Annotated in this window: 22 protein-coding genes; 6 read left to right on the top strand and 16 right to left on the bottom strand. The window is 72.5% G+C overall.

Annotated elements, in window-relative coordinates; translation table 11 throughout:
* Window positions 1-5: 5 nt before the first annotated feature.
* Both CP982_RS32555 and CP982_RS32560 read right to left on the bottom strand, forming a co-directional pair.
* Complete coding sequence (locus CP982_RS32555; protein WP_150513723.1) at window positions 6-1,211, bottom strand: Cmx/CmrA family chloramphenicol efflux MFS transporter; 1,206 nt, start codon at window positions 1,209-1,211, stop codon at window positions 6-8.
* A gap of 133 nt (window positions 1,212-1,344) precedes the next feature.
* Window positions 1,345-2,172 (bottom strand): MOSC domain-containing protein, encoded by an 828-nt coding sequence (locus CP982_RS32560; RefSeq protein WP_150513724.1) that lies wholly within the window; start codon window positions 2,170-2,172, stop codon window positions 1,345-1,347.
* A gap of 252 nt (window positions 2,173-2,424) precedes the next feature.
* On the opposite strand from CP982_RS32560, the gene CP982_RS32565 reads away from it, so the two are divergent.
* Entirely contained in the window at window positions 2,425-3,099 is a 675-nt protein-coding gene (locus CP982_RS32565; protein ID WP_150513725.1) for a S1 family peptidase, read from the top strand.
* Here CP982_RS32565 and CP982_RS32570 read toward each other — a convergent pair.
* Together CP982_RS32570 and CP982_RS32575 are read right to left on the bottom strand one after the other, a co-directional pair.
* Window positions 3,068-3,322 (bottom strand): DUF397 domain-containing protein, encoded by a 255-nt coding sequence (locus CP982_RS32570; protein WP_184925340.1) that lies wholly within the window; start codon window positions 3,320-3,322, stop codon window positions 3,068-3,070. The two genes, CP982_RS32565 and CP982_RS32570, sit on opposite strands and share 32 nt — an antisense overlap.
* Window positions 3,322-4,152 carry a helix-turn-helix domain-containing protein gene (locus CP982_RS32575; RefSeq protein WP_184925322.1) on the bottom strand — a complete coding sequence of 277 codons (831 nt, stop codon included), beginning with the start codon at window positions 4,150-4,152 and terminating at the stop codon, window positions 3,322-3,324. Before CP982_RS32575 ends, CP982_RS32570 begins: the two co-directional genes overlap by 1 nt.
* A 156-nt stretch (window positions 4,153-4,308) precedes the next feature.
* On the opposite strand from CP982_RS32575, the gene CP982_RS32580 reads away from it, so the two are divergent.
* The gene (locus tag CP982_RS32580; protein ID WP_150513728.1) at window positions 4,309-4,737 is read left to right on the top strand and encodes an ATP-binding protein; all 429 of its coding nucleotides are present in this window, start codon (window positions 4,309-4,311) and stop codon (window positions 4,735-4,737) included.
* Window positions 4,738-4,793: 56 nt separating this feature from the next.
* On the opposite strand, the gene CP982_RS32585 is transcribed toward CP982_RS32580, so the two are convergent.
* Together CP982_RS32585 and CP982_RS32590 are read right to left on the bottom strand one after the other, a co-directional pair.
* Window positions 4,794-5,216, bottom strand: coding sequence for a hypothetical protein (locus tag CP982_RS32585; protein WP_150513729.1), 423 nt, complete (start codon window positions 5,214-5,216; stop codon window positions 4,794-4,796).
* A 416-nt stretch (window positions 5,217-5,632) separates the two neighbouring features.
* Window positions 5,633-6,343 (bottom strand): helix-turn-helix domain-containing protein, encoded by a 711-nt coding sequence (locus CP982_RS32590; protein WP_150513730.1) that lies wholly within the window; start codon window positions 6,341-6,343, stop codon window positions 5,633-5,635.
* A gap of 75 nt (window positions 6,344-6,418) precedes the next feature.
* Here CP982_RS32590 and CP982_RS32595 point away from each other — a divergent pair, with 75 nt between their 5' ends.
* Entirely contained in the window at window positions 6,419-7,327 is a 909-nt protein-coding gene (locus tag CP982_RS32595; protein WP_150513731.1) for an oxidoreductase, read from the top strand.
* Between the two features lies 1 nt (window position 7,328).
* Here CP982_RS32595 and CP982_RS32600 read toward each other — a convergent pair whose 3' ends face one another.
* The 6 genes from CP982_RS32600 to CP982_RS32625 form a co-directional block, all read right to left on the bottom strand.
* Window positions 7,329-7,775, bottom strand: coding sequence for an acyl-CoA thioesterase (locus CP982_RS32600; protein ID WP_229878622.1), 447 nt, complete (start codon window positions 7,773-7,775; stop codon window positions 7,329-7,331).
* 79 nt (window positions 7,776-7,854) lie between these two features.
* On the bottom strand, window positions 7,855-8,484 hold the full coding sequence (locus CP982_RS32605; protein ID WP_150513732.1) for a hypothetical protein: 630 nt from the start codon (window positions 8,482-8,484) through the stop codon (window positions 7,855-7,857).
* A gap of 239 nt (window positions 8,485-8,723) precedes the next feature.
* Entirely contained in the window at window positions 8,724-9,323 is a 600-nt protein-coding gene (locus CP982_RS32610) for a histidine phosphatase family protein (protein ID WP_150513733.1), read from the bottom strand.
* 89 nt (window positions 9,324-9,412) lie between these two features.
* The gene (locus CP982_RS32615) at window positions 9,413-10,630 is read right to left on the bottom strand and encodes an FAD-dependent monooxygenase (RefSeq protein WP_150515831.1); all 1,218 of its coding nucleotides are present in this window, start codon (window positions 10,628-10,630) and stop codon (window positions 9,413-9,415) included.
* A 48-nt stretch (window positions 10,631-10,678) separates the two neighbouring features.
* A complete protein-coding gene (locus CP982_RS32620; protein WP_372503454.1) occupies window positions 10,679-11,290 on the bottom strand; it encodes a cysteine peptidase family C39 domain-containing protein in 612 nt (203 codons plus the stop codon).
* A 47-nt stretch (window positions 11,291-11,337) separates the two neighbouring features.
* Window positions 11,338-12,549, bottom strand: coding sequence for a pyridoxal phosphate-dependent aminotransferase (locus CP982_RS32625; RefSeq protein WP_150513735.1), 1,212 nt, complete (start codon window positions 12,547-12,549; stop codon window positions 11,338-11,340).
* An 84-nt stretch (window positions 12,550-12,633) separates the two neighbouring features.
* On the opposite strand from CP982_RS32625, the gene CP982_RS32630 reads away from it, so the two are divergent.
* Window positions 12,634-13,272, top strand: a complete 639-nt coding sequence (locus CP982_RS32630) for a winged helix-turn-helix transcriptional regulator (protein WP_150513736.1) — start codon at window positions 12,634-12,636, stop codon at window positions 13,270-13,272.
* 48 nt (window positions 13,273-13,320) lie between these two features.
* Here CP982_RS32630 and CP982_RS32635 read toward each other — a convergent pair whose 3' ends face one another.
* Together CP982_RS32635 and CP982_RS32640 are read right to left on the bottom strand one after the other, a co-directional pair.
* Window positions 13,321-14,070, bottom strand: a complete 750-nt coding sequence (locus CP982_RS32635) for a hypothetical protein (RefSeq protein ID WP_170316530.1) — start codon at window positions 14,068-14,070, stop codon at window positions 13,321-13,323.
* The gene (locus CP982_RS32640) at window positions 14,070-15,353 is read right to left on the bottom strand and encodes a VWA domain-containing protein (protein ID WP_150513738.1); all 1,284 of its coding nucleotides are present in this window, start codon (window positions 15,351-15,353) and stop codon (window positions 14,070-14,072) included. Before CP982_RS32640 ends, CP982_RS32635 begins: the two co-directional genes overlap by 1 nt.
* A 71-nt stretch (window positions 15,354-15,424) precedes the next feature.
* Here CP982_RS32640 and CP982_RS32645 point away from each other — a divergent pair, with 71 nt between their 5' ends.
* Both CP982_RS32645 and CP982_RS32650 read left to right on the top strand, forming a co-directional pair.
* Window positions 15,425-16,339, top strand: a complete 915-nt coding sequence (locus CP982_RS32645) for a HipA family kinase (protein ID WP_150513739.1) — start codon at window positions 15,425-15,427, stop codon at window positions 16,337-16,339.
* Window positions 16,336-16,611 (top strand): Rdx family protein, encoded by a 276-nt coding sequence (locus tag CP982_RS32650; protein WP_150513740.1) that lies wholly within the window; start codon window positions 16,336-16,338, stop codon window positions 16,609-16,611. The genes CP982_RS32645 and CP982_RS32650 overlap by 4 nt, the downstream gene beginning before the upstream one ends.
* 28 nt (window positions 16,612-16,639) lie before the next feature.
* On the opposite strand, the gene CP982_RS32655 is transcribed toward CP982_RS32650, so the two are convergent.
* Window positions 16,640-17,386: an SAM-dependent methyltransferase gene (locus CP982_RS32655; protein WP_150513741.1), complete on the bottom strand. Its 747-nt coding sequence runs from the start codon at window positions 17,384-17,386 to the stop codon at window positions 16,640-16,642.
* A 206-nt stretch (window positions 17,387-17,592) separates the two neighbouring features.
* The gene (gene aceB, locus CP982_RS32660) at window positions 17,593-19,215 is read right to left on the bottom strand and encodes a malate synthase A (protein WP_150513742.1); all 1,623 of its coding nucleotides are present in this window, start codon (window positions 19,213-19,215) and stop codon (window positions 17,593-17,595) included.
* Window positions 19,216-19,518: the final 303 nt, after the last annotated feature.

Here is a 19,518-nt window from a genome sequence, read left to right on the forward strand (position 1 = left end):
GGACCCTACCCGTTTTGGAACACCTTTTCAAAACTTGGGGACGCCGAAGCGGGGGGTGCCGCGGGCGTCCGCCGTTCCAGGATCCCGGCGCCCACCGCCGCCGCGCAGCCGAGCGCCGCGAGCCCGGCGCCGACCCACGCGACGGCCGCGTACCCGTGGCCCGCGTCGATGACCAGGCCGCCGAGCATCGGCGCGACCGTGTTGCCGACGTTGAACGCGGCCGTGTTGGTCGCGCCGACGAGCGTGGGCGCGTCCGGCGCGAGCGTGAACACCCGTGACTGGAGGGCGGGGTTGGTGACGTACCCCGCCGCGCCGAGCAGGAAGACGAGCGCCACCACGACGGCCGCCGCCGAGCCCGCGGTCAGCGCGAGCACCGCCGAGACCGCCGCGAGCCCGCCGAGCCCCCACGCGAGCGTGGCCACCGCGTGCGCCCGCGCCGTCCGGCCGCCGACGACCAGGCCGAGCATGCCGCCCGCGCCGAACAGCGCGAGCACCGCGGGCACCCACCCCTCGCTCAGGCCCGTCTCGTCCGTGAGCAGCGCGGCCAGATAGCTGAAGGTCACGATCACCGCGCCGAAGGCGAAGGCCGTGACGGCGTACGACAGCCACAGCTGGGGCCGCGCCATGCCGCGCAGCTCCGTCCGCACGGAGGGCGCCGCGCCCCGCTCGCCGCCCGGCACCGCCGCCACCGTGCACACCAGGCTCACCACCGTCGCCGCCGCGACCGCCCAGAACGCGGCCCGCCACCCCGCCGACTGGCCCAGCACGGTGCCCGCCGGTACGCCGACGATCGTCGCCAGGGTCAGACCGCCCGCGACCAGGGCCACCGCCTTGCTCTTCGCCTCGCTCGGCACGAGCGCGACCGCCGTCGCCACGGCCACGCCCCAGAAGCCCGCGTACGCGAGCGCGCTGACGATCCGCGTCGCGAAGAGGAGCCCGTAGCCCGGCGCCACCGCGCCCACCACATGGCCCGCCACGAACACGGCTTGCAGGATCACCAGGGCCGTCCGGCGCGGCCACCGCAGCGTCGCCACCGCGAGCAGCGGCGCCCCGACGACCATGCCGATCGCGAACGCCGAGATCAGCAGCCCCGCGTCGGGCACGGACACCCCCAAGTCCGCCGCCATGCCCGGCAGCAGCCCGGACAGCATGAACTCCGACGTCCCTTGCGTGAAGATCCCGAGCGCCAACACATAGACCGCGAGCGGCATGGGTGTCCCTCCCTAGATGCGCGTACGTAGTTTTGAAGCACTCGCTCCAAAACCAGGGTGGACGTTAGCACGGGGGCGCCCCAAAGGGGCGCGGGGAACTGCGCGACCAGCCCCCACGCCGCCGCAGACGGAATTAGTCGGTGGTCTCCCAGGCCGTCACGGCCAGCTCGTCGCCGACGGCCAGCTTCCCGCTGCGCAGCACGGAGAACTTGACCCCCAGCGCGACACCCCCGCCCGCCTGCCGCCGATACCCGGCCAACGTACGCAGAGGCTCGGGCCCGGCCCGCTGGCCCGAGGCCTGGTCGACAAGCGTGACCGCACAGCGAATCGCCGGCTTGGCGAAGCCCAGCTCGGCGTTGCCGACGCCCACGGTCCTGACCGCGTCCTCCGTGTGCGGCGCGTCCCACCCGTCCACGACGATGTTGGGCCGCAGCCGGCTGAGGGCGATGGGGCTTCGACCGGCCGCCGTGATGCGGGCGTTGAGGTCGTCGTACGACGACCGCGACAGCAGATGCAGCGCGCCGCTGTCGGCGAAGCCGGACGTACCCGGGTGGAGCCCGTCGGTGACCCGCTCGTGCTCCGGCGGCACCCGCACCAGACGGCAGTCCGTGCCGAGCACGTCCGAGAGCCACCGCGCCGCCTCCGCGCCCTGGTCGACGGCCTTGAACGGCGCCCCGAACAGGTCCACGTCGCAGCGCGGCGACTCGACGTCGACCTCGATCTCCAGCGGCTCCGCGTCCGGGGCGCGCAGGGTGAGCCGTCCGCCGTCCCAGCTCACCTCGGGACGGATCACGGCGAGCCGGGTGTCCTTGCGCTGCGTGCGGTACACGCCCGCGTCGTCGACCACCATGAACGCGCGGTCGTGCGCGAGGCCCGCCGGTGTCAGGGCGCTCTCCGTGAGCGCCACCCCGGCGCACCCCTTGACCGGATACGTGATGAGGTCCGTGACTACCGCTGCCATGCCGCTCCGATCGCGGCGACGTCGTCCATGGGAGCTGCCCTTCGGTCGGTCTGGAGGTCGATCTTCCCCGTCCGCCTCAGCATCGTTCGCCGACCGGCGCGGCATCAATGCCTTTTGCCCAACGAAAAGGATCACCGTGCGTGCCGGGCGGCCCGTCTCTGTAACGGTCGGCGTCCGCCCGATCGCCCGCGTGCGCCCGCTCCCGCCACAATGGCGGCGCCGCCCTCACCCTATCTCCTCACTGGAGGCGCCATGAGGCTCCGTACCGCCGTCGCCCAGCTCTTATGCGCCGCACTTCTGGGCGCCCTCGCCCTGATCGCGGCCCCCGCCGCCACCGCCGCCCCGGCGCAGACGCCGCTGCGCGGCGGCACCCTGCTCTTCAGCCCTTCCGGGCGGTGCGTCGTCTCCTTCAACGCCACCACTGGCACCCGCTACTACGGGATCATGGCGGGCCAGTGCGGCGCCGTCGGCACCAAGTGGTACGCCGACCCGGGCCTCACCACCGAGGTGGGCGTCACCGAGACGGCCGTCTTCCCCGGCAAGGACTACGCCCTGGTGCACTTCACCAACCCCGACTACTCCTATCCGAGCGAGGTGGCCATCGGTGCGCGGGCCATCCGCATCAACCGCGCCGCGAACCCCGTCGTGGGCCAGTCCGCGTGCCGCGTCGGACCCACGACAGGAGCGCGCTGCGGCACGGTCCAGGGCGTGAACGTGTCCATCACCTACCCGCAGGGCACGGTCAACGGCCTCTTCCGCACCAACATCTGTGCCGAGCCCGGCGACTCAAGCGGCCCCGCCTTCGCCGGTGACGGCGCGCTCGGCTTCCTCGTCGGCGGCAGCGGCAACTGCACCACCGGCGGGACGACGTACTACCAGCCCCTGGCGCCGGTGCTCAGCGCGCACGGGCTGCGGGTGGGCTACTGACGAAGTCGGCCCACGCCCCCGGGGCAACCGTCAGCCGGGGCCCGGCCGGGTGCTTGGAGTCGCGGATGTGGATGGTGGTGGGGCAGGTGGCTACCTCTACGCAGTCGTCGCCAGACCCGCTGCTGTAGCTGGACTTGTGCCAGGAGAGGGCGACTTCGACGCAGTCATCACCGTCACCGCCGCTGTAACTGCTTTTGAACCAGGCCAGTTTGGGGGTGCTCATCATGCTCCTCGCATCCGCTCCAGCAGGCTCACCGAGTCTTCGAAGGAGAGAGCCTGTGAGCGCATCCTGGCATACCGCATCTGGAGCACGCTGATCTCTCTCGGGTCAGAGATGAACATGCCGCCTCGCTGGCCCTCGCAGTAGGCGAACCAGCGGTTCTCGGGGCTTTCAAGGAGTCGGATTGGCCCATCCAGCCCGGAATGGCTCTCCCTCACCAGCGGCATGATCTGAACCTCGATGTTGCGGCGCTCGGCGAGCTGGAGGATGTGCTCGATGAGCCCCTGGGTGACTTCGTCCCCACCCATGTTCCGCAGGAACAGGTGCTCTTCGAGGATGAAGCTGTACGCGGTGTTCGGTCGGTCCGTGAGGAGCTTCTGGCGCTCGCCGCGCGCCACGAGCTGGGCCTGGATCTGCTCGTCGCCCAGCGGTGGGAGCTGGTTGGCGAACAGCCTCTCCGCGTACGCGGGTGTCTGCAACAGGCCCGGAATCAGGCGGCACTCGTACGTGTAGAGGGTGACGGCCTCCTGCTCAAGGCGCGCCCATTGGCGGAACCACGCGGCCAAACCCCTCTGACGAGAAAGCTGATTCACCACGAGCCGCAGCGTCCCGAAGGCGTCCAGCGTGGCCTCCGCCTGGTCCACGAAGCGCGGTGGCGGAAAGCGCCTGCCCTGCTCGATGGAGGCGATGAAATGGGTCGAGTAGCCGATCTCGGGGGCCAGGGACTCCTGTGTGTACCCGGCCCGCTTGCGGAAGCTCTTGAGCGCGGCGCCGAACGCCTTGAGCCCATCGGTCGGTTCGGGCTCCTGAGAGCCCTGCGTGCTTGACGACATCACGGGTATCCCCTGACGCTCGCTTACCGTCCCCGCCAACGCGCCCATGCTTACGGGCAGTTACCCCTACTGTCTACGTTTCGCACTCGTACACTTACGGAGCGTACGAGTTTGGTGCCTCCCGAACCGCTCGTTCACACGGTCACCGTGGGTCGCATGCCACCCCAGGTGCAAACCCCCACACCAGCACATGTGTTCACGCGGCGTATCAACGCCAGCCCGCGCGGGGCCCGTCAGGCCAGAACGCTCGCGCGCGACCAGCTGAACGGCTGGGGCATCCCTTACGACAGCGAACTCTCCGACGCGGCGGCCCAGATCGTCGCGGAGCTGGCGGCGAACGCGGCGACGCACGGGCGCGTCCCCGGGCGCAGCTTCGAGCTGAGGCTGCTGCTGCTCGCGGGGACGCTGCGGATCGAACTGGCGGACACGCGCGCGGAGTGCGCGCCGCCCCGGGAGGCCCGGTTGCCGCCGGACGAGGCGGAGTCGGGCCGAGGCCTCGTCCTCGTAGCGGCGTTGGCGGAGGAGTGGGGCGTGGAGAGCCGGGAGATCGGCAAGACGGTGTGGGCGCGGCTGTCGCTCGGCTGAGCACGGGCGGGCCCCGGCCACGCACAGGGGGCGCGACCGGGGCCGTCGAGGGCTGTCTACCGGATGCGGTGCAGCGTCCAGGCCTCGTTGGGCGTGTCGTCCTCGGGGGCGAGCAGGATGTGACCGCCCACGTGCTCGGCGCGCAGGACGAGGTCCTTGTCCGACACGATCTGGATGCCGAACGGGGTGGGCTGGATCCGCCAGGCGACCTGGTTGCCCTCCCTGACGTAGGCGTTCTCGTCGGTGTAGTTCAGGTACTGGTTGGCCGGGCCGTAGGCCGGGCGGAGATGGTACTGGCCCGGCAGGTCCTCGGTGGCCCGCTCGATGAGCCACTCCTGGGTGATCGGGGGTATCAGCTCGGGCGCCGCGATGACGGGGCGGCCGTGCTGGACGGCGTGGGGCGTGGCGGTGAGGACCGTACGGAATCCGATGTGAGCGCCGATGATGTAGATCCCGCTCGCCAGCTGGAGATCGGACATGTCTGTCCCTTCGGTCGTCGTCGGGGCCCGGCAGGTGACGGAGGCCACCGGCCTGTACACCGGCTCACTCTCACGGCGCACCGGCCCCGGGAGGCAGGCGAAATGCGGCCATGAGGGTCAGTGGCCCTAAATGCCCGCTAGAGGGGCGGATATCGCCAACTTCTGCCGTGCAAGGGGAGGACGAGGGGGCGCGCGGGGCCCGACACCGGCGCGCCACCCGACCGCGCCGACCACGCCCCCCGCCCCGACAACGACCGGAACAGCCGCCCCGACCAACCCCATCCAGCCCGTCCGGCGTTTGAGGACGAGGCGCGAAGCGCCGATAGAACGGGGGCGCGGGGGCGGAGCCCCCGGAGCGGGAAGGGGCGCCCGCGCGCGGAGCGCGCTGATGGGCACAGCGGGGCGCCCCGCGAGGGCTAAGCCCCCCGCACCCGCACCCCCGCCTGGAAGCGAGACGTGGCGCCCACCTCCGCCATCAGCTCCGCGACCCGCCGCCGGTACGTCCGCAGCGACATGCCGAGCCGCCGGGCCCCGGCCTCGTCGGTGAGCCCGTCACTGAGCGCCCGCAGTACGAGCCGCGCCTCGTCGTCGAGGGCGGGCACCGAGGCCCGCAGGGCGTCGGCGAGCGGCTGGGCCGCCTCCCACGTGGCGTACAGCAGCGACCGCACGCCGTCGACGACCTCGGGGACCCGCACCACCGTGTACGTACGCGGGCCCCGGGACTCGGCACCGGCGAGGACGGCGATCCGCCGGTCGATGACGACGGCCTCGCGGGCGAGGGGGGTCGACGAGATGCGCACGTCCGCGCCGGACGCGGCGATGGCCGCGAGCCGCCGCTCCGAGTAGGGGTCGCCGAGCGCCTGGCGCGTGTACACCTTGCGCATGGCGAGGCCGTCGCGGGGCGCGGGTTTCCGCAGGGGCGGCCGCTTGCCGTCGGCGAAGACGGCGTTCACGCCGCCGGACCAGGTGACCAGGTCGGCGGCGCCGCACAGGAACTCCTCGCGGGCGGCGGCGAACAGGTCCCCGGCCCGCAGCACGAGCTCCCGCTCCCCACGCAACGTGACGACACCCTCCCGCTCCACCCGCCCCCGGCTCCCGGTGCGGTCCGCCCCACTTGCTCCACTCACCCGCCCACCTCCCTGGAGATGGCAACAACTTGCCACCTTCGTCGGCCCGGCCCCGTGCCGGGCCAGGATGTCCGCATGCCGCATGAGAACACGACCGCACCCCACCAGCCCCACGACGCGAACAGCCTGCCCGCCGCCGCGGCCGGGCGGTGGCCGCTGGGGGGCGACCTGCCCGTGCGCCGCATGGGCTTCGGCGCGATGCGGCTGCCGGGCCGCACCTGGGAGGGCCCGGCGGGCGACCCCGAGGCGGCCGTCGCCGTGCTGCGCCGCGCCGTCGAACTCGGCGTCGACCACATCGACACGGCCGCGTTCTACTTCTACAAGGACCTGTCCGCCAACGCGTTCATCCGCCGGGCCCTGCACCCGTACCCCGACGACCTGGTGATCGCCACGAAGGTCGGGCCGGACCGCTCCCCGGACCACGACTGGCTCGACGCCGCAGGACCGGCCAAGCTCAAGGCCGACGTGCACCGGAACCTGCGCCAGCTCGGCGTCGACCGCCTCGACCTCGTCTACCTGCGCTTCCTCAGCAAGGACGGCCCCGGCGACGGCCGCTTCGAGGCCCTCGCCGAGCTGCGCGAGGAAGGCCTCATCCGACACCTGGGCGTCAGCAACGCCACCGCCGCGCAACTCGCCGAGGCCCAGCGGATCGCCCCCGTCGCCGCCGTGCAGAACCGCTACAGCCCGGTGTCCCGCGACGCCGAGGCCGACGCCCTGGTCGAGCTGTGCGCACGCCAGGGCATCGCCTTCGTGCCCTTCTTCCCGCTCGGCGGCGCGGGCGCCCCGCACATCGCGGCGCTGCGCGAGGTCGCCGCACGGCACGGGGCGAGCGCCGCGCAGGTCGGGCTCGCCTGGTCGCTGTCCGTGTCGCCCGCCGTCCTCGCCATCCCCGGCACGTCCTCGCTCGCGCACCTGGAGGAGAACGTGGCGGCGGCCGCGCTCACCCTGGACGCCGAGGACCTGGCGACCCTCACCGCGGGCTGACCTACAGGTCGAGGACCCGCGCGTCCGTCGCCAGCGCCCGGAAGTACTCCTTCGGGTCGCCGACCATCCGCCGCTCCTTCAGATCGAGCAGGCCTCCCACGCCGGTCAGCTCCGCCGCGACCGTGCCGTCCGGCTTGGTGAGGACCTGCTCGATCCGGAACGTCTTCCGCTCACCCCACAGGAACCGGCACGACACGGACACCTCGTCCCCGGCCCGCAACTCGCTGCGGTACCGCACCGTGCTCTCCAGGACGACAGGGCCGACGCCCTTCTCGATCAGATCCGCCTGCCGGATCCCCGCCTCCAACAGCAGCGACCACCGCGCGTGCTCCGCGTACTGGAGGTACACCGCCTGATTCACATGCCCCTGCGAGTCCGTCTCGTACCCACGAACAGTGATCCCGACGGAGTACGCCCCCGCCGCGAACTCCCCCTGCTGCTGCACCACGGTGCTCCCTCTCTGACCTGCTGAATGGAAACGGTGTCACCCTCAACTGCCTGATCCCGCCCGGCATTCCCGCACGGCGTCAGCGCCGCTTCGGCGACACCACCACGAACCGGCGGCCCGTCCGCGCGTCCCCGTGCTCGCTCACCAGCCACCCCGCCCGCTCCAGGGCCGCCCCGCAGGCCCGTACGCCCTCCGCCGTCGGCTCCGACACCTCCACCGCGTCCGCCTGCACCGACTCCGTCACGCGATAGCCGTCCCGGCCCGCCGACGCGGGCGCGCGGCCCGCCGCCTCCAGGGCTATCGCCACGGCCCGCACCTGGTGCGCCCGCTCCCACGCGCAGGGTCTCTCCCGGTCGCCCCCGGGGTTCGTCATCCGCCGCAGCTCCACGAGCCCGAGCCAGGCTCCCCGGACCTCCCGCTCCCGGGCGGGGCCCGCTGCGGCGGGCTCGGGCTCGGTGCCCGTGCGGGCCGTGAACACGCCCGGCTCCGCCTCCACCGGGGCCGTCTCCGGTGCGGTGTCCGTCGGCTCGTCCCTGACGCGGTGGCCCGCGGGCGTGAGGAAGTACGCGTGCGGCGGGCGGGGGTGCCGGAACGCGAGGCGCAGCCGGACCAGAGCGGTCAGCTGCGCCTCCGTGCCGCGCAGCCGGCCCGTCACCGGGTCCGCCCCCGCGATGATCCGCCGCTGCGCGGCCGTCGTCGGCTTGGCCATACCCCGATGCTCCCGCACCCCACTGACAACGGCACGGGCTCATCGGCCTCCGGCCTCGTCCTCAAACGCCGGACGGGCTGAATATCTCCGGTGCGGACCGCATCTCGTCCGCGGACCGCGGACCCGTGCCGATCCGCGGAAGGGATCCGGCCCGCACCGCACCATCCAGCCCGTCCGGCGTTTGAGGACGAGCGCGCCGGCGCGATGAACGGGCGGGTGGGTGGGGGAGCAGGAGGGCGCTACACCGACGGCCGGAGGTTCCAGGTGGCGACCACCGGGCGCCCGTGTTCGTAGCTGAGGCGGCTCACCGTGCCCGTGGCCAGTTGGAAGTGCGCCCCCGCCGACGGCGGGAGGCAGAGGCGGCGGGCGGTGAGGACGCGGAGGAAGTGGCTGTGGGCGACCAGGAGCACGCTGCCCTCCGTGTTGGCGAGGGCCGCGTCGACCTTGGCCAGCATGCGGTCGGCGCGCGCGCCGACCTGCTCGGGGGTCTCGCCCGGATGCTCGGGCGGCCCCGCGGCCACGCCGTCCGTGAACAGGAACCAGTCGGGCCGCGTCCGGTGGATCTCCACCGTCGTCACGCCCTCGTACGCCCCGTAGTCCCACTCGGCCAGGTCGTCGTCCACGCGCGCGTGCGCGAAGCCCGCCAGCTCCGCGGTCTCCCGCGCCCGCGCGCGGGGGCTGGTGAACGCGGCGTCGACCCGGTACTTCCCGATCAGGGGCGCGAGCGACCGCGCCTGCTCGCGGCCGTGGTCCGTGAGGGGGATGTCCGTCCAGCTCGTGTGCTGCCCGGACAGCGACCACGCGGTCTCGCCGTGCCGGACCAGGAGGAGGTCACCCATGCGCGTTCCGTTCTACTCGGTTCTGTTCGGTGCGAACCGCCGGGGAGGTGGTCGTATTCCATGATCCGCCCCGGCGCCCCGGCGCCCCGTCACCTGGGGCGCAGCTCCCGCCCCCCGAACGCCCCCGTGCCGTCCGCCCGCTGCCACCACGCCTCCAGACCGGCCTGGCCGAGGGAGCGCCAGTCCGGGGTCTCCTGCACGAACGCGCGGCCGAGGCGCCGCCCCAGTTCGACCATCGTGCGGCCCGCGACGGTCCGGTCGGCGTCATAGGACTCCAGGGCGTCGGGCCAGGTCACCGCCGTGATGATGGCGGACTCCAGGACGGTGGCGTCCTGGAGGGCCTTCACCGCGCCCGCGCCCGTGTGCGGCCGCGCCACCGTCGCCGCGTCGCCCGCGAGCAGCACCCGGCCCTCGGTGGAGCGCGGCGCCGTGTAGTCGTACATGGGCTGGAGGAACAGCTCGGCCGGTGCGGTGGCACGCACCACCGCCCCCCAGTAGGGCGGAAGCAGCACGTCGGCCACGTACGACAGATGGGCGCGCAGGGCGTCCGTGAGGCCGCCGGGCGGCAGGCTCCGCGGATGGCCGAAGCCGAGGTCCGCGTCCAGGCCGCGGGGCGGCGCCGTGTACAGCACCCAGTTCACGCGCCGCCCGCCCCTCCCGTCGGGGATGCGGTAGAGGATCACGTGGCCACCGTCGAACACGGCGTACACGCAGTCCTCGACGCCCCACAGCTCCGGCTCCGGCAGGCGCTCCTCCGGGTACGCGCCGCGCCACGCCAGATAGCCCGCGTACTCGGCCCGCACCCCGGGGAACGCCGCCTCGCGCACCACCGAGCGGTAGCCGTCCGCGCCGACGACCACGTCGAACCGCTCCGTGCCGTCGTCGGTCTCCACCACGGCCCCTCCCGGGCAGGCCCGCACCCCGGTGACCGCGGTGGCGGTGCGGAACGTCACCGTCTCGGGCACCCGGCGCCGCAACTCGCCCCACAGCGGGCCCCAGTTGTACGTGCGGAACGGGAAGGGCGTCACCGCGACCGTGTGCCCGCGCGGGTCCGCGGCCGCGTCGTCACGCACGTACCAGTGGCGTCTGACGAGCTGCACCCACTGCATGTCCGCGTCCAGATATCCGGCCGACTCCAGCTCCGCGTAGCGGGAGTTGTGGACGGCGAGGCCCACGCCCCGGTCGGCGAGGCGGCCCGCGGCCCGCTCGTACACGGTGATCTCGTCCGCGCCGCCCCGGTGCGCCGCCAGTGCCGCCGCGCAGCCCGCGACGCTGCCGCCCACCACGGCGACCCTGCCTGAGTGCATCATCGAGCCATCCTGACAGGGCGGGTGACGTCCTGTCATGACGGTCGGTCAGCGCATGGATACACCGCGCCCGGCGAAGAACGGCTCGAACTCCGCGCGCGGGAGCTGTGCCGTGCGCGTGGGCGCGTCGATCCCCGACGGGTTGTGGAAGTGCAGGCTCCCGTCCGCCGTGCGCGCCGTGACCAGGACCAGGTGCCCGCCCCTTCCGGGCGCTGGGCGCGCCGGTCGGCGGATCTCGTAGTGCACGGACGTCATGACCGTGTGCCCGGTGTCGACGAGGTCGGCCACCTCGTCGAGCGTCAGACGGCGGTGCACCGTCGCCTCGATGCCGTGCGCTTCGCGCGCGTACTCGACGAACGGCGCGTAGATCAGGCCCTTGATCGTGCCGTCGTCCGGGTCCTCCGTGTACGCGCCGTACTTCAGGGCCCCGTCGCGCAGCGCGAAGAGCGACGGCGCGTCCGGGCCGAGCGCCATCCGCAGACAGGTGAGCCCGCAGAGGTGGCCGCACCAGCGCGCATAGTCGTCCAGGGCGGCCGCGCCGGACTCCCGCCAGGCGGGGTCGTCGGCGCGGTCGTGGCCCTCGTACACGATCTTCCCGACCAGGCCGGGCGAGGCGAACTGGGTCAGGGACGGGACCCGGCAGGTGGGGCAGTCGGCCACGGGCACACTCCTCGTCGCGGTGGCGGCCCCGGGCGGGGTCGCGCGGGCTACTGGCGATAGCCGCTCAGGAAGCGGCCGATGCGGCTGATCGCCGCGTCGAGGTCGTCAGCGTACGGGAGCGTCAGGATGCGGAAGTGGTCCGGGTGCGGCCAGTTGAAGCCGGTGCCCTGGACGACCTGGATCTTCTCCTGGAGGAGCAGGTCGAGGACGAACTTCTCGTCGTCGTGGATGGCGTGCACCTTGGGGTCCAGACGCGCGAAGGCGTACAGGGCGCCCTTCGGCTTCACACAGCTGACCCCGGGGATCTCGTTGAGCTTCTGCCAGGCGCGGTCGCGCTGCTCGCGCAGGCGGCCGCCCGGCGCGGTCAGCTCGTGGATGGACTGCCGGCCGCCGAGCGCGGCCTGGATCGCGTACTGGGCGGGCGCGTTGGCGCACAGGCGCATGGAGGCCAGCATCGTCAGGCCCTCCAGATAGTTCCGGGCGTGCTGCTTGGGGCCCGTCACGACCAGCCAGCCGGAGCGGAAGCCCGCCACCCGGTACGTCTTGGAGAGCCCGCAGAAGGTCAGGACCACCAGGTCGGGGGCCAGCGCGGCGACGCTGTGGTGCACCGCGTCGTCGTACAGGATCTGGTCGTAGATCTCGTCGGCGAAGACCATCAGGCCGTGCCGGCGTGCCAGGTCGAGGATGCCTTCGAGGACCTCGCGCGGGTAGACGGCGCCCGTCGGGTTGTTCGGGTTGATGATCACGACCGCCTTGGTGCGGTCGGTGATCTTCGCGGCCATGTCGTCGAGGTCGGGGTACCAGTCGGCCTGCTCGTCGCACAGGTAGTGCACGGCCTTGCCCCCGGAGAGGGTGGTCACGGCCGTCCACAGCGGGAAGTCGGGGGCCGGGATGAGGACTTCGTCGCCGTCCTCAAGGAGGGCCTGCACGGCCATCGTGACCAGCTCGGACACGCCGTTGCCGAGGAAGACGTCGTCTACGGAGATGTCGTCGATGCCCAGCGCCTGGTAGCGCTGCGCCACGGCGCGGCGGGCCGAGAGCACGCCCCGCGAGTCCGTGTAGCCGTGGGCGCTCGGGAGCATCCGGATCATGTCCTGGACGATCTCCTCGGGCGCCTCGAAGCCGAACAGGGCGGGGTTGCCGGTGTTCAGGCGCAGCACGCTGTGGCCCGCCTCCTCCAGGGCGTTGGCGTGCTCGATGACCGGGCCCCGGATCTCGTAACAGACCTCGCTGAGCTTGCTGGACTGCCGGAACTCCATGCGGTGTGCCTCCCGTAGCGTGGGTTCCTTGGTTTTACCAAGCTGGAGCTTGGAAAGTCCAACAGCTTGTCTAGACTGCGACGCATGCCACCTCGACCGCGCCGTAGCTACGACCAGTTCTGTGCCGCCGCCCGCGCCCTCGACGCCGTCGGCGACCGCTGGACCCTGCTGATCGTCCGCGAACTGCTCCTCGGTCCGCGCCGCTACACCGATCTGCACGCCGATCTGCCGGGCGTCAGCACCGACGTGCTCGCCTCGCGCCTGAAGGACCTGGAGCAGTCGGGCCTCGCCACCCGCCGCCGGCTGCCGCCGCCCGCCTCCGCGTACGTCTACGAACTCACCGGGCGCGGCCGGGAGCTGACCCCCGTCCTGCGCGCCCTCGCGGCCTGGGGCGCCCCCGAACTCGCCGAGCGCCGGCCCACCGACGCCGTGCGCGCCCACTGGTTCGCGCTGCCGCTCCTCGACGCCGTCGCCCTGGAGGAGGGCCTGGTGGAGCTGAGCCTGGAGGAGGGCGACTTCCACGTACGGATGGGCGGCGACGGGGCCGTCGTCTCGTACGGGGACGGGCCCGCGCCCGACGAGCCCGACGCGCGCGTGACCCTGGACGCGGTGACGGCCGTCGAGCTGGGGCGGGGGACACTCAGTGTGGCCGACGGCGTGCGGGACGGGCGGATCGCCGTGACCGGGGACGGGCCGCTGGCCAAGGCGCTGCGGAACGGGTGAGGGGTCCAGGGGCCGCGCCCCTGGACCCCTCTACAGGCCACTGATGTCTCAGACGCCGGTCGGGCGCGCGGGCGGCCTGCCGTTGCCGCGCGTCAGGGTGTAGCCGCCCACGCCAGCGAGCGCGGCGAGCACGCCACCGATGCCCGTCCAGACCCAGCGGTCCGTCCACCAGCCGGAGGACCAGCCGTCCTCGGGCTCGGCGGCGGACGGCTTGGAGCCCGGCACCAGGGGGTCGCCCAGGGTGCCGTCCACCGCCGCCGAGCCGCCGACGTCCTTCGACGTGGCCTCGACCTCGGCGGTGACCGGCTGGCCCAGGTCGGCCGTCCGCAGACCGGTCGCCGTCAGGCGCACGTAGTACGTGCCCGGCAGCGGGTCGTTGGCCCACGGCTCCGACCAGGCGCGCACCGTGCGCAGGGTGCAGGCGAGCTCCACCGATTCGCCAGCGGCCGCGCGCGCCTGCATGCCGTACATGCAGGACTGGCGGCGCCGCAGCCCGTCGTACACGTCGATCCGCCACTTGGTGCCGGACGACGCGGCGGACTCGGGCAGCTTCACCGTCGCCCTGACCGTGGGCCGCTGACCGGAGTCCGCGGGGAAGGACCAGTACAGATAGTCACCGGAGGAGGCGCTCGCCGTGGCCTTGTGGCCCTGCTCGATCTCCGTGGCCGTACGGAAGGACGTGCCCGCGTCCGTGCGCTCCTTCTTGTCGTCGCCGGAGGCCGCGAAGGCCGGGCCGGAGGCGAGCAGCGCGCTGAGGCCGAGCAGCCCCGCGGCTGCCAACAGACGTGTCGTACGCATCAGTTCGTCCTCCAGACAGCGACGCGCCAGCGCGAGAGCCAGCCCCACAGGACACCGCCCACGAAGCCGGTGAGGACCAGGGCGCCGAGCAGCCACCAGCCGCGGCCGAGGCCGAAGGCCGCCACGTCGGACGAGCCGTCGGGCGCGTCCACGACGTCGACGGCCAGTTCGAGGGGCAGACCGGGCTTGCCCTTGGCGGCGGCACCGGCGGCGGGCGAGTAGGAGTGGGACACCTGGAGGCAGACGGTCTCCTTCTCGTCGTCCTCGTCGTCATCCCGCTCCGGCTTCGGATACCGAAGGCCGGTCGAGATCACGTCGGTACGGCCGTCGCCCGCCTCGGAGCCGCGCACGATCTCGCGGTCGTGCTTCGTGACGGCCCGCAGGAGCACGCCGTAGTCGTTGTTCACGGCCCGGTCGGCGCCCACGCTCACCGAGGCGCGCAGCTCCTTGCCCGGCGCCACGTCCACGCGGTACCAGCGGTGCTCGCCGAACCCGGCGCGGTCCGTGTACAGGCCGGGCTTCAGCTCCGGCGCGGCCGAGCAGCTGTCGGCGCCGTCCACGGCCACGGGGTTGACGACCGGATCGGCCGCGCGGTCCACCAGCTGGCCCACCCGGTCGCTGAGTTCGTCGGTGTGCCGGATGGAGGTGTACGTGCCGCCGGTGGCCTCGGCGATGCAGCTCAGCTGCGCGCGCATCTTGGTGTTCGGTACCAGGCCCAGGGTGTCGACGGTGAGGTTGACGCCCTTGGCCGCGATCTCCCGTGCCACCTCGCACGGGTCGAGCGGCTGGCAGGTGTCCTCGCCGTCGCTGATGAGGACGATGCGGCGCGAGCCCTCGCCGCCCTTCAGATCGTCGGCGGCCTTCAGCAGGGCCGGGCCGATCGGGGTCCAGCCGGTGGGCGAAAGCGTGGCCACCGCGGTCTTGGCGTCCCTGCGGTCGAGGGGGCCCACCGGGTAGAGCTGCTCGGTGTCCTTGCAGCCGGTCTTGCGGTCGTTCCCGTGGTAGTTGGCGCCGAGGGTGCGGATGCCGAGGTCGACGTCCTCGGGGGTGGCGTCGAGCACCTCGTTGAAGGCCTGCTTCGCCGCGGCCATCCGGCTCTTGCCGTCGATGTCGCGGGCCCGCATCGAACCGCTCACGTCGAGGACCAGCTCGACCTTGGGCTTCGCCCCGTCGTCCGTGTCGTCCGGCTCGTCGGCCGCGTACGCGGCGGAGGGCGCGAGCCCCATGCTCAGGGCCGCAAACAGGGCGCAGAGCCCCGCCGCGAACCGTTTTCTGGTGATCATCAGCGGATCCTATGGATCAAGGTCCGTCCGCTCCAAAAAAGCAGTTGAGGGCGCCGGTTAGGGTGGCGGGTGTGCTGCGAGAAGTGACGGCTGTCCGATACCTGGAACCCCTGCGGGCGGGCGGCTCCGTGCCCGGCGTCGTCGAGGCCGACGACCTGGGGACCTATGTCCTGAAGTTCACCGGCTCCGCGCAGGGCCGCAAGGCGCTCGTCGCCGAGATCGTCGTCGGGGAGCTGGCCCGCCGCCTCGGCCTGCGCGTGCCCGAGCTCGTCCTCGCCCGCTTCGACCCGGCCGTCGCCGCGCACGAGCCGCACCAGGAGGTCCAGGACCTGCTGCACCGCAGCGCGGGCCTCAACCTGGGCATGGACTATCTGCCCGGGGCCCACGACTTCACCCCGGACATCGACCTCGACGTGGACCCGGTCGAAGCGGGCGAGGTGGTCTGGCTCGACGCCCTCACCGCGAACGTCGACCGCACCGTGCACAGCTCGAACCTCATGGTCTGGCCCACGTTCGGGGTCCGCCCGCCGCGCCTGTGGCTGATCGACCACGGCGCCGCGCTCGTCTTCCACCACCGCTGGGACGCCGCGTCGGTCCTCGCCACCGCCGAGAAGGCGTATGACTTCCGCCAGCACGCGCTCGGCCGCTACGGCCCCGACACCAAGGCGGCCGACGACCGGCTCGCCCCCCTGGTGACCGAGGACCTCCTGCGGGAGATCACGGCCGAGGTCCCCGACGCCTGGCTGGCCGACGAGCCCGGCTTCGCCGACGCGGAGGCGCTGCGCGAGGCCTACGTCACCCTCCTGACGGCCCGGGCCCGCGCCTCGGAGGCCTGGCTCCCCACCGACTTCCCGCCCCGGGACCAGCTCGCCGCCGAGGACGCGGCCCGCGCCCGGGCCACGGAGGCGGGCCGCCCGGCCTGGCTGAAGAGAGTCCCCGACCTGCACGGCAAGCCCGACCCGCGCCCCGCGAAGAGGTACCCATGAGCCACCGCGTAGAGATCGAGTACTGCACCCAGTGCCGCTGGCTGCCCCGCGCGGCCTGGCTCGCCCAGGAGCTCCTGACCACCTTCGAGACGGAACTCGACGCGCTCGCCCTCAAGCCGGGCACGGGCGGCGTGTTCGTCGTTCGCGTCGACGGCGAGCCGGTCTGGGACCGCCGCGAACAGGGCTTCCCCGAGCCCACGGCCGTCAAGCGCCTGGTACGCGACCGAGTGGCCCCGGGCCGGAGCCTGGGCCACTCGGAGCGCAAGGACTAGGTCCTGTCCCTCCGCCGTCGCCGGAGCGTCAGCGGCTCATCAGCGCGAAGACGCCCCAGCCGACGTACTCACGGGTGTACTGGGCGTAGCGGGCGGGCCCGGTGGCGAGTTCGGCCCGTACCGTGGCGGTCAGTTCGTCATCGGGGTTCCGGTCGAGCCAGCGACGGAGGTTGAGCCACTGTGCCGCCTGGTACCGGTCCCAGCTGTCCTGATCGGCGAGGACCATCTCCACGACGTCGTACCCGAGGTCGCCGAAGTGCCCGATCAGCTCCGGCAGCATCCGGAAGTCGGCTCTGCCGGTGGCGCCGCAGCCTTCGACGACGTCCTGGGTCGGCGGTGCCTGACGCCAGTACGGCTCGCCGATCAGCGTGAGGCCGCCCGGGCGGAGGCTGCGGCCGAGCAGCTCGACGGTGCCGGCCACGCCGCCCCCGATCCAGGTGGCGCCGACGCACGCGGCGAGATCGACCGGCTCGTCCGCGACGTGGCCGGAGGCGTCGCCCCGGACGAAGTCGACCTGGTCGGCGACTCCGAGTTCGGCGGCACGGGCACGGGCCTTCTCGGTGAACACCGTGCTGATGTCCACCCCCGTCCCCGTGACGCCGTGGTCACGTGCCCAGGTGCACAGCATTTCGCCCGACCCGCTGGCGAGGTCGAGTGCCCGCGTGCCGGGTGCCAGGCGGAGCGCCCGGCCCAACGCGGCGAGCTTGTCAGCGGTGAACGGGTTGTGGATGCGGTGGCTGCTTTCGCGCAGGGTGAAGATGCGTGGAAGATCCACAGGAGTGATTCCTTGGGTTCGATGAGGTTCTGGCGTTCCTGGAGGGCAGCCGTCCGCAGTCGGCCACCCCTGCTTGAACCGTCATCAAATGCACCCACTCGGTCGTGTCGATCTTGGACTCGCGCAAAGCTAGAGCTCTCGGGAGCGACGTGTCCACCGATTTCGGGTGGCGCCGCCCGCCACGCGCGCGACCTCTCGGTGAGGATTCAGCGCAGCCGCTCGTACGCGGGCAGGGTCAGGAAGTCCGCGTAGTCCGCGTCCAGGGAGACCTGGAGGAGGAGGTCGTGGGCCTCCTGCCACGTGCCCGCCGCGAAGGCGTCCTCGCCGATCTCGGCGCGGATCGCGGCCAGTTCGGCGGCGGCGACCTCGCGGGTAAGCTCGGCCGTGGCGGGCTTGCCGTTGTCGAAGACGACGCCCGCGTTGATCCACTGCCAGATCTGGGAGCGGGAGATCTCGGCGGTGGCCGCGTCCTCCATGAGGTTGAAGATGGCGACCGCGCCGAGGCCGCGCAGCCAGGCCTCGATGTAGCGGATGCCGACCTGCACGGCGTTGACCAGGCCGTCGTACGTGGGCTTGGCGTCCAGGGAGTCGATGGCGATGAGGTCACCCGCGGCGACGGAGACGTCCTCGCGCAGACGGTCCTTCTGGTTCGGCTTGTCGCCGAGGACCTTGTCGAAGGACTCCAGGGCGATCGGTACCAGGTCGGGGTGGGCGACCCAGGAGCCGTCGAAGCCGTCGCCCGCCTCGCGGTCCTTGTCGGCGCGGACCTTCTCGAAGGCGACCTTGTTGACCTCGGCGTCCTTGCGGGACGGGATGAAGGCCGCCATGCCGCCGATGGCGTGCGCGCCGCGCTTGTGGCAGGTGCGGACGAGCAGTTCGGTGTAGGCGCGCATGAACGGGGCCGTCATCGTGACCGCGTTGCGGTCCGGCAGGACGAACTTCTGGCCGCCGTCACGGAAGTTCTTGACGATGGAGAAGAGGTAGTCCCAGCGGCCCGCGTTCAGGCCCGAGGCGTGCTCGCGCAGCTCGTAGAGGATCTCCTCCATCTCGTACGCCGCCGTGATCGTCTCGATGAGGACGGTGGCGCGGACGGTGCCCTGGGGGAGGCCGACGTAGTCCTGGGCGAAGACGAAGATCTCGTTCCAGAGGCGGGCCTCCAGGTGCGACTCCGTCTTCGGCAGATAGAAGTACGGGCCCTTGCCGAGGTCCACCAGGCGCCGGGCGTTGTGGAAGAAGTACAGGCCGAAGTCGACGAGGGCGCCGGGGACGGGCGTGCCGTGCTCGTCCGTCAGATGACGCTCATTCAGATGCCAGCCGCGCGGCCGCATCACGACCGTGGCGAGCTCCGCGGCGTCCTTGAGGGCGTACGACTTGCCGGTGCGCTCGTCGGTGAAGTCGATGCGGCGCTCATAGGCGTCGGTGAGGTTGAGCTGGCCGAGGATCACGTTCTCCCAGGTGGGGGCGGAGGCGTCCTCGAAGTCGGCGAGCCAGACCTTCGCACCCGAGTTGAGCGCGTTGATGGTCATCTTGCGGTCGGTGGGGCCGGTGATCTCCACCCGGCGGTCGTTCAGGGCGGCCGGGGCGGGCGCCACCTTCCAGGAGTCGTCCGCGCGGACGGCGGCGGTCTCCGGCAGGAAGTCCAGGGCGGACGTGCGGGCGATCTCGGCGCGCCGCTCGGCGCGGCGGCCGAGCAGCTCGTCGCGGCGCGGCGTGAACCGCCGGTGCAGCTCGGCCACGAAGGCGAGCGCCGCGTCGGTCAGGACCTCTTCCTGCCGGGGCAGGGGCTCGGCGTCGACGATGGCCAGCGGGGACGGCGCTGGTGCGGACATGAGCTGTCACTTCCTTCAGCGAGCGTGCTTCACGGGCGGCGCGACGGTGGCGGCTCAGCGGCCGTCGGCCCGGTCGTGCGGCACTGCGTGCCACGGTGCCGGGACACGGCCGCGGGCGCCGTCCACCGGGTCAGGCGCTTCTGAACAGTGGATACTAGTTTCCTCATGGTGGAAGTTCAATGGACTGTTGATGTCGAGATTCTCTTCGTCGACAGAACGCGGCGCAGAGTGCCATGGCCGTCACTCCCAGTGGACCAGGGGTGCGGCGGGGTGGCCAGAGGGCGCGGGGGCGGCCTCCTGTGG

The sequence above is a fragment of the Streptomyces spectabilis genome, assembly GCF_008704795.1.
Classification (GTDB): Bacteria; Actinomycetota; Actinomycetes; order Streptomycetales; family Streptomycetaceae; genus Streptomyces; species Streptomyces spectabilis.

Excerpts from the sequence above, each read along its gene's own strand:
- CP982_RS32575 (WP_184925322.1), bottom strand. The coding sequence starts at position 4,152 with ATGTCGTCAAGCACGCAGGGCTCTCAGGAGCCCGAACCGACCGATGGG.
- CP982_RS32555 (WP_150513723.1), bottom strand. The coding sequence starts at position 1,211 with ATGCCGCTCGCGGTCTATGTGTTGGCGCTCGGGATCTTCACGCAAGGG.
- CP982_RS32640 (WP_150513738.1), bottom strand. The coding sequence starts at position 15,353 with ATGATCACCAGAAAACGGTTCGCGGCGGGGCTCTGCGCCCTGTTTGCG.
- CP982_RS32635 (WP_170316530.1), bottom strand. The coding sequence starts at position 14,070 with ATGCGTACGACACGTCTGTTGGCAGCCGCGGGGCTGCTCGGCCTCAGC.
- CP982_RS32560 (WP_150513724.1), bottom strand. The coding sequence starts at position 2,172 with ATGGCAGCGGTAGTCACGGACCTCATCACGTATCCGGTCAAGGGGTGC.
- CP982_RS32580 (WP_150513728.1), top strand. The coding sequence starts at position 4,309 with ATGCCACCCCAGGTGCAAACCCCCACACCAGCACATGTGTTCACGCGG.
- CP982_RS32595 (WP_150513731.1), top strand. The coding sequence starts at position 6,419 with ATGCCGCATGAGAACACGACCGCACCCCACCAGCCCCACGACGCGAAC.
- CP982_RS32605 (WP_150513732.1), bottom strand. The coding sequence starts at position 8,484 with ATGGCCAAGCCGACGACGGCCGCGCAGCGGCGGATCATCGCGGGGGCG.
- aceB (WP_150513742.1), bottom strand. The coding sequence starts at position 19,215 with ATGTCCGCACCAGCGCCGTCCCCGCTGGCCATCGTCGACGCCGAGCCC.
- CP982_RS32615 (WP_150515831.1), bottom strand. The coding sequence starts at position 10,630 with ATGCACTCAGGCAGGGTCGCCGTGGTGGGCGGCAGCGTCGCGGGCTGC.
- CP982_RS32630 (WP_150513736.1), top strand. The coding sequence starts at position 12,634 with ATGCCACCTCGACCGCGCCGTAGCTACGACCAGTTCTGTGCCGCCGCC.
- CP982_RS32570 (WP_184925340.1), bottom strand. The coding sequence starts at position 3,322 with ATGAGCACCCCCAAACTGGCCTGGTTCAAAAGCAGTTACAGCGGCGGT.
- CP982_RS32625 (WP_150513735.1), bottom strand. The coding sequence starts at position 12,549 with ATGGAGTTCCGGCAGTCCAGCAAGCTCAGCGAGGTCTGTTACGAGATC.
- CP982_RS32650 (WP_150513740.1), top strand. The coding sequence starts at position 16,336 with ATGAGCCACCGCGTAGAGATCGAGTACTGCACCCAGTGCCGCTGGCTG.
- CP982_RS32585 (WP_150513729.1), bottom strand. The coding sequence starts at position 5,216 with ATGTCCGATCTCCAGCTGGCGAGCGGGATCTACATCATCGGCGCTCAC.
- CP982_RS32565 (WP_150513725.1), top strand. The coding sequence starts at position 2,425 with ATGAGGCTCCGTACCGCCGTCGCCCAGCTCTTATGCGCCGCACTTCTG.
- CP982_RS32610 (WP_150513733.1), bottom strand. The coding sequence starts at position 9,323 with ATGGGTGACCTCCTCCTGGTCCGGCACGGCGAGACCGCGTGGTCGCTG.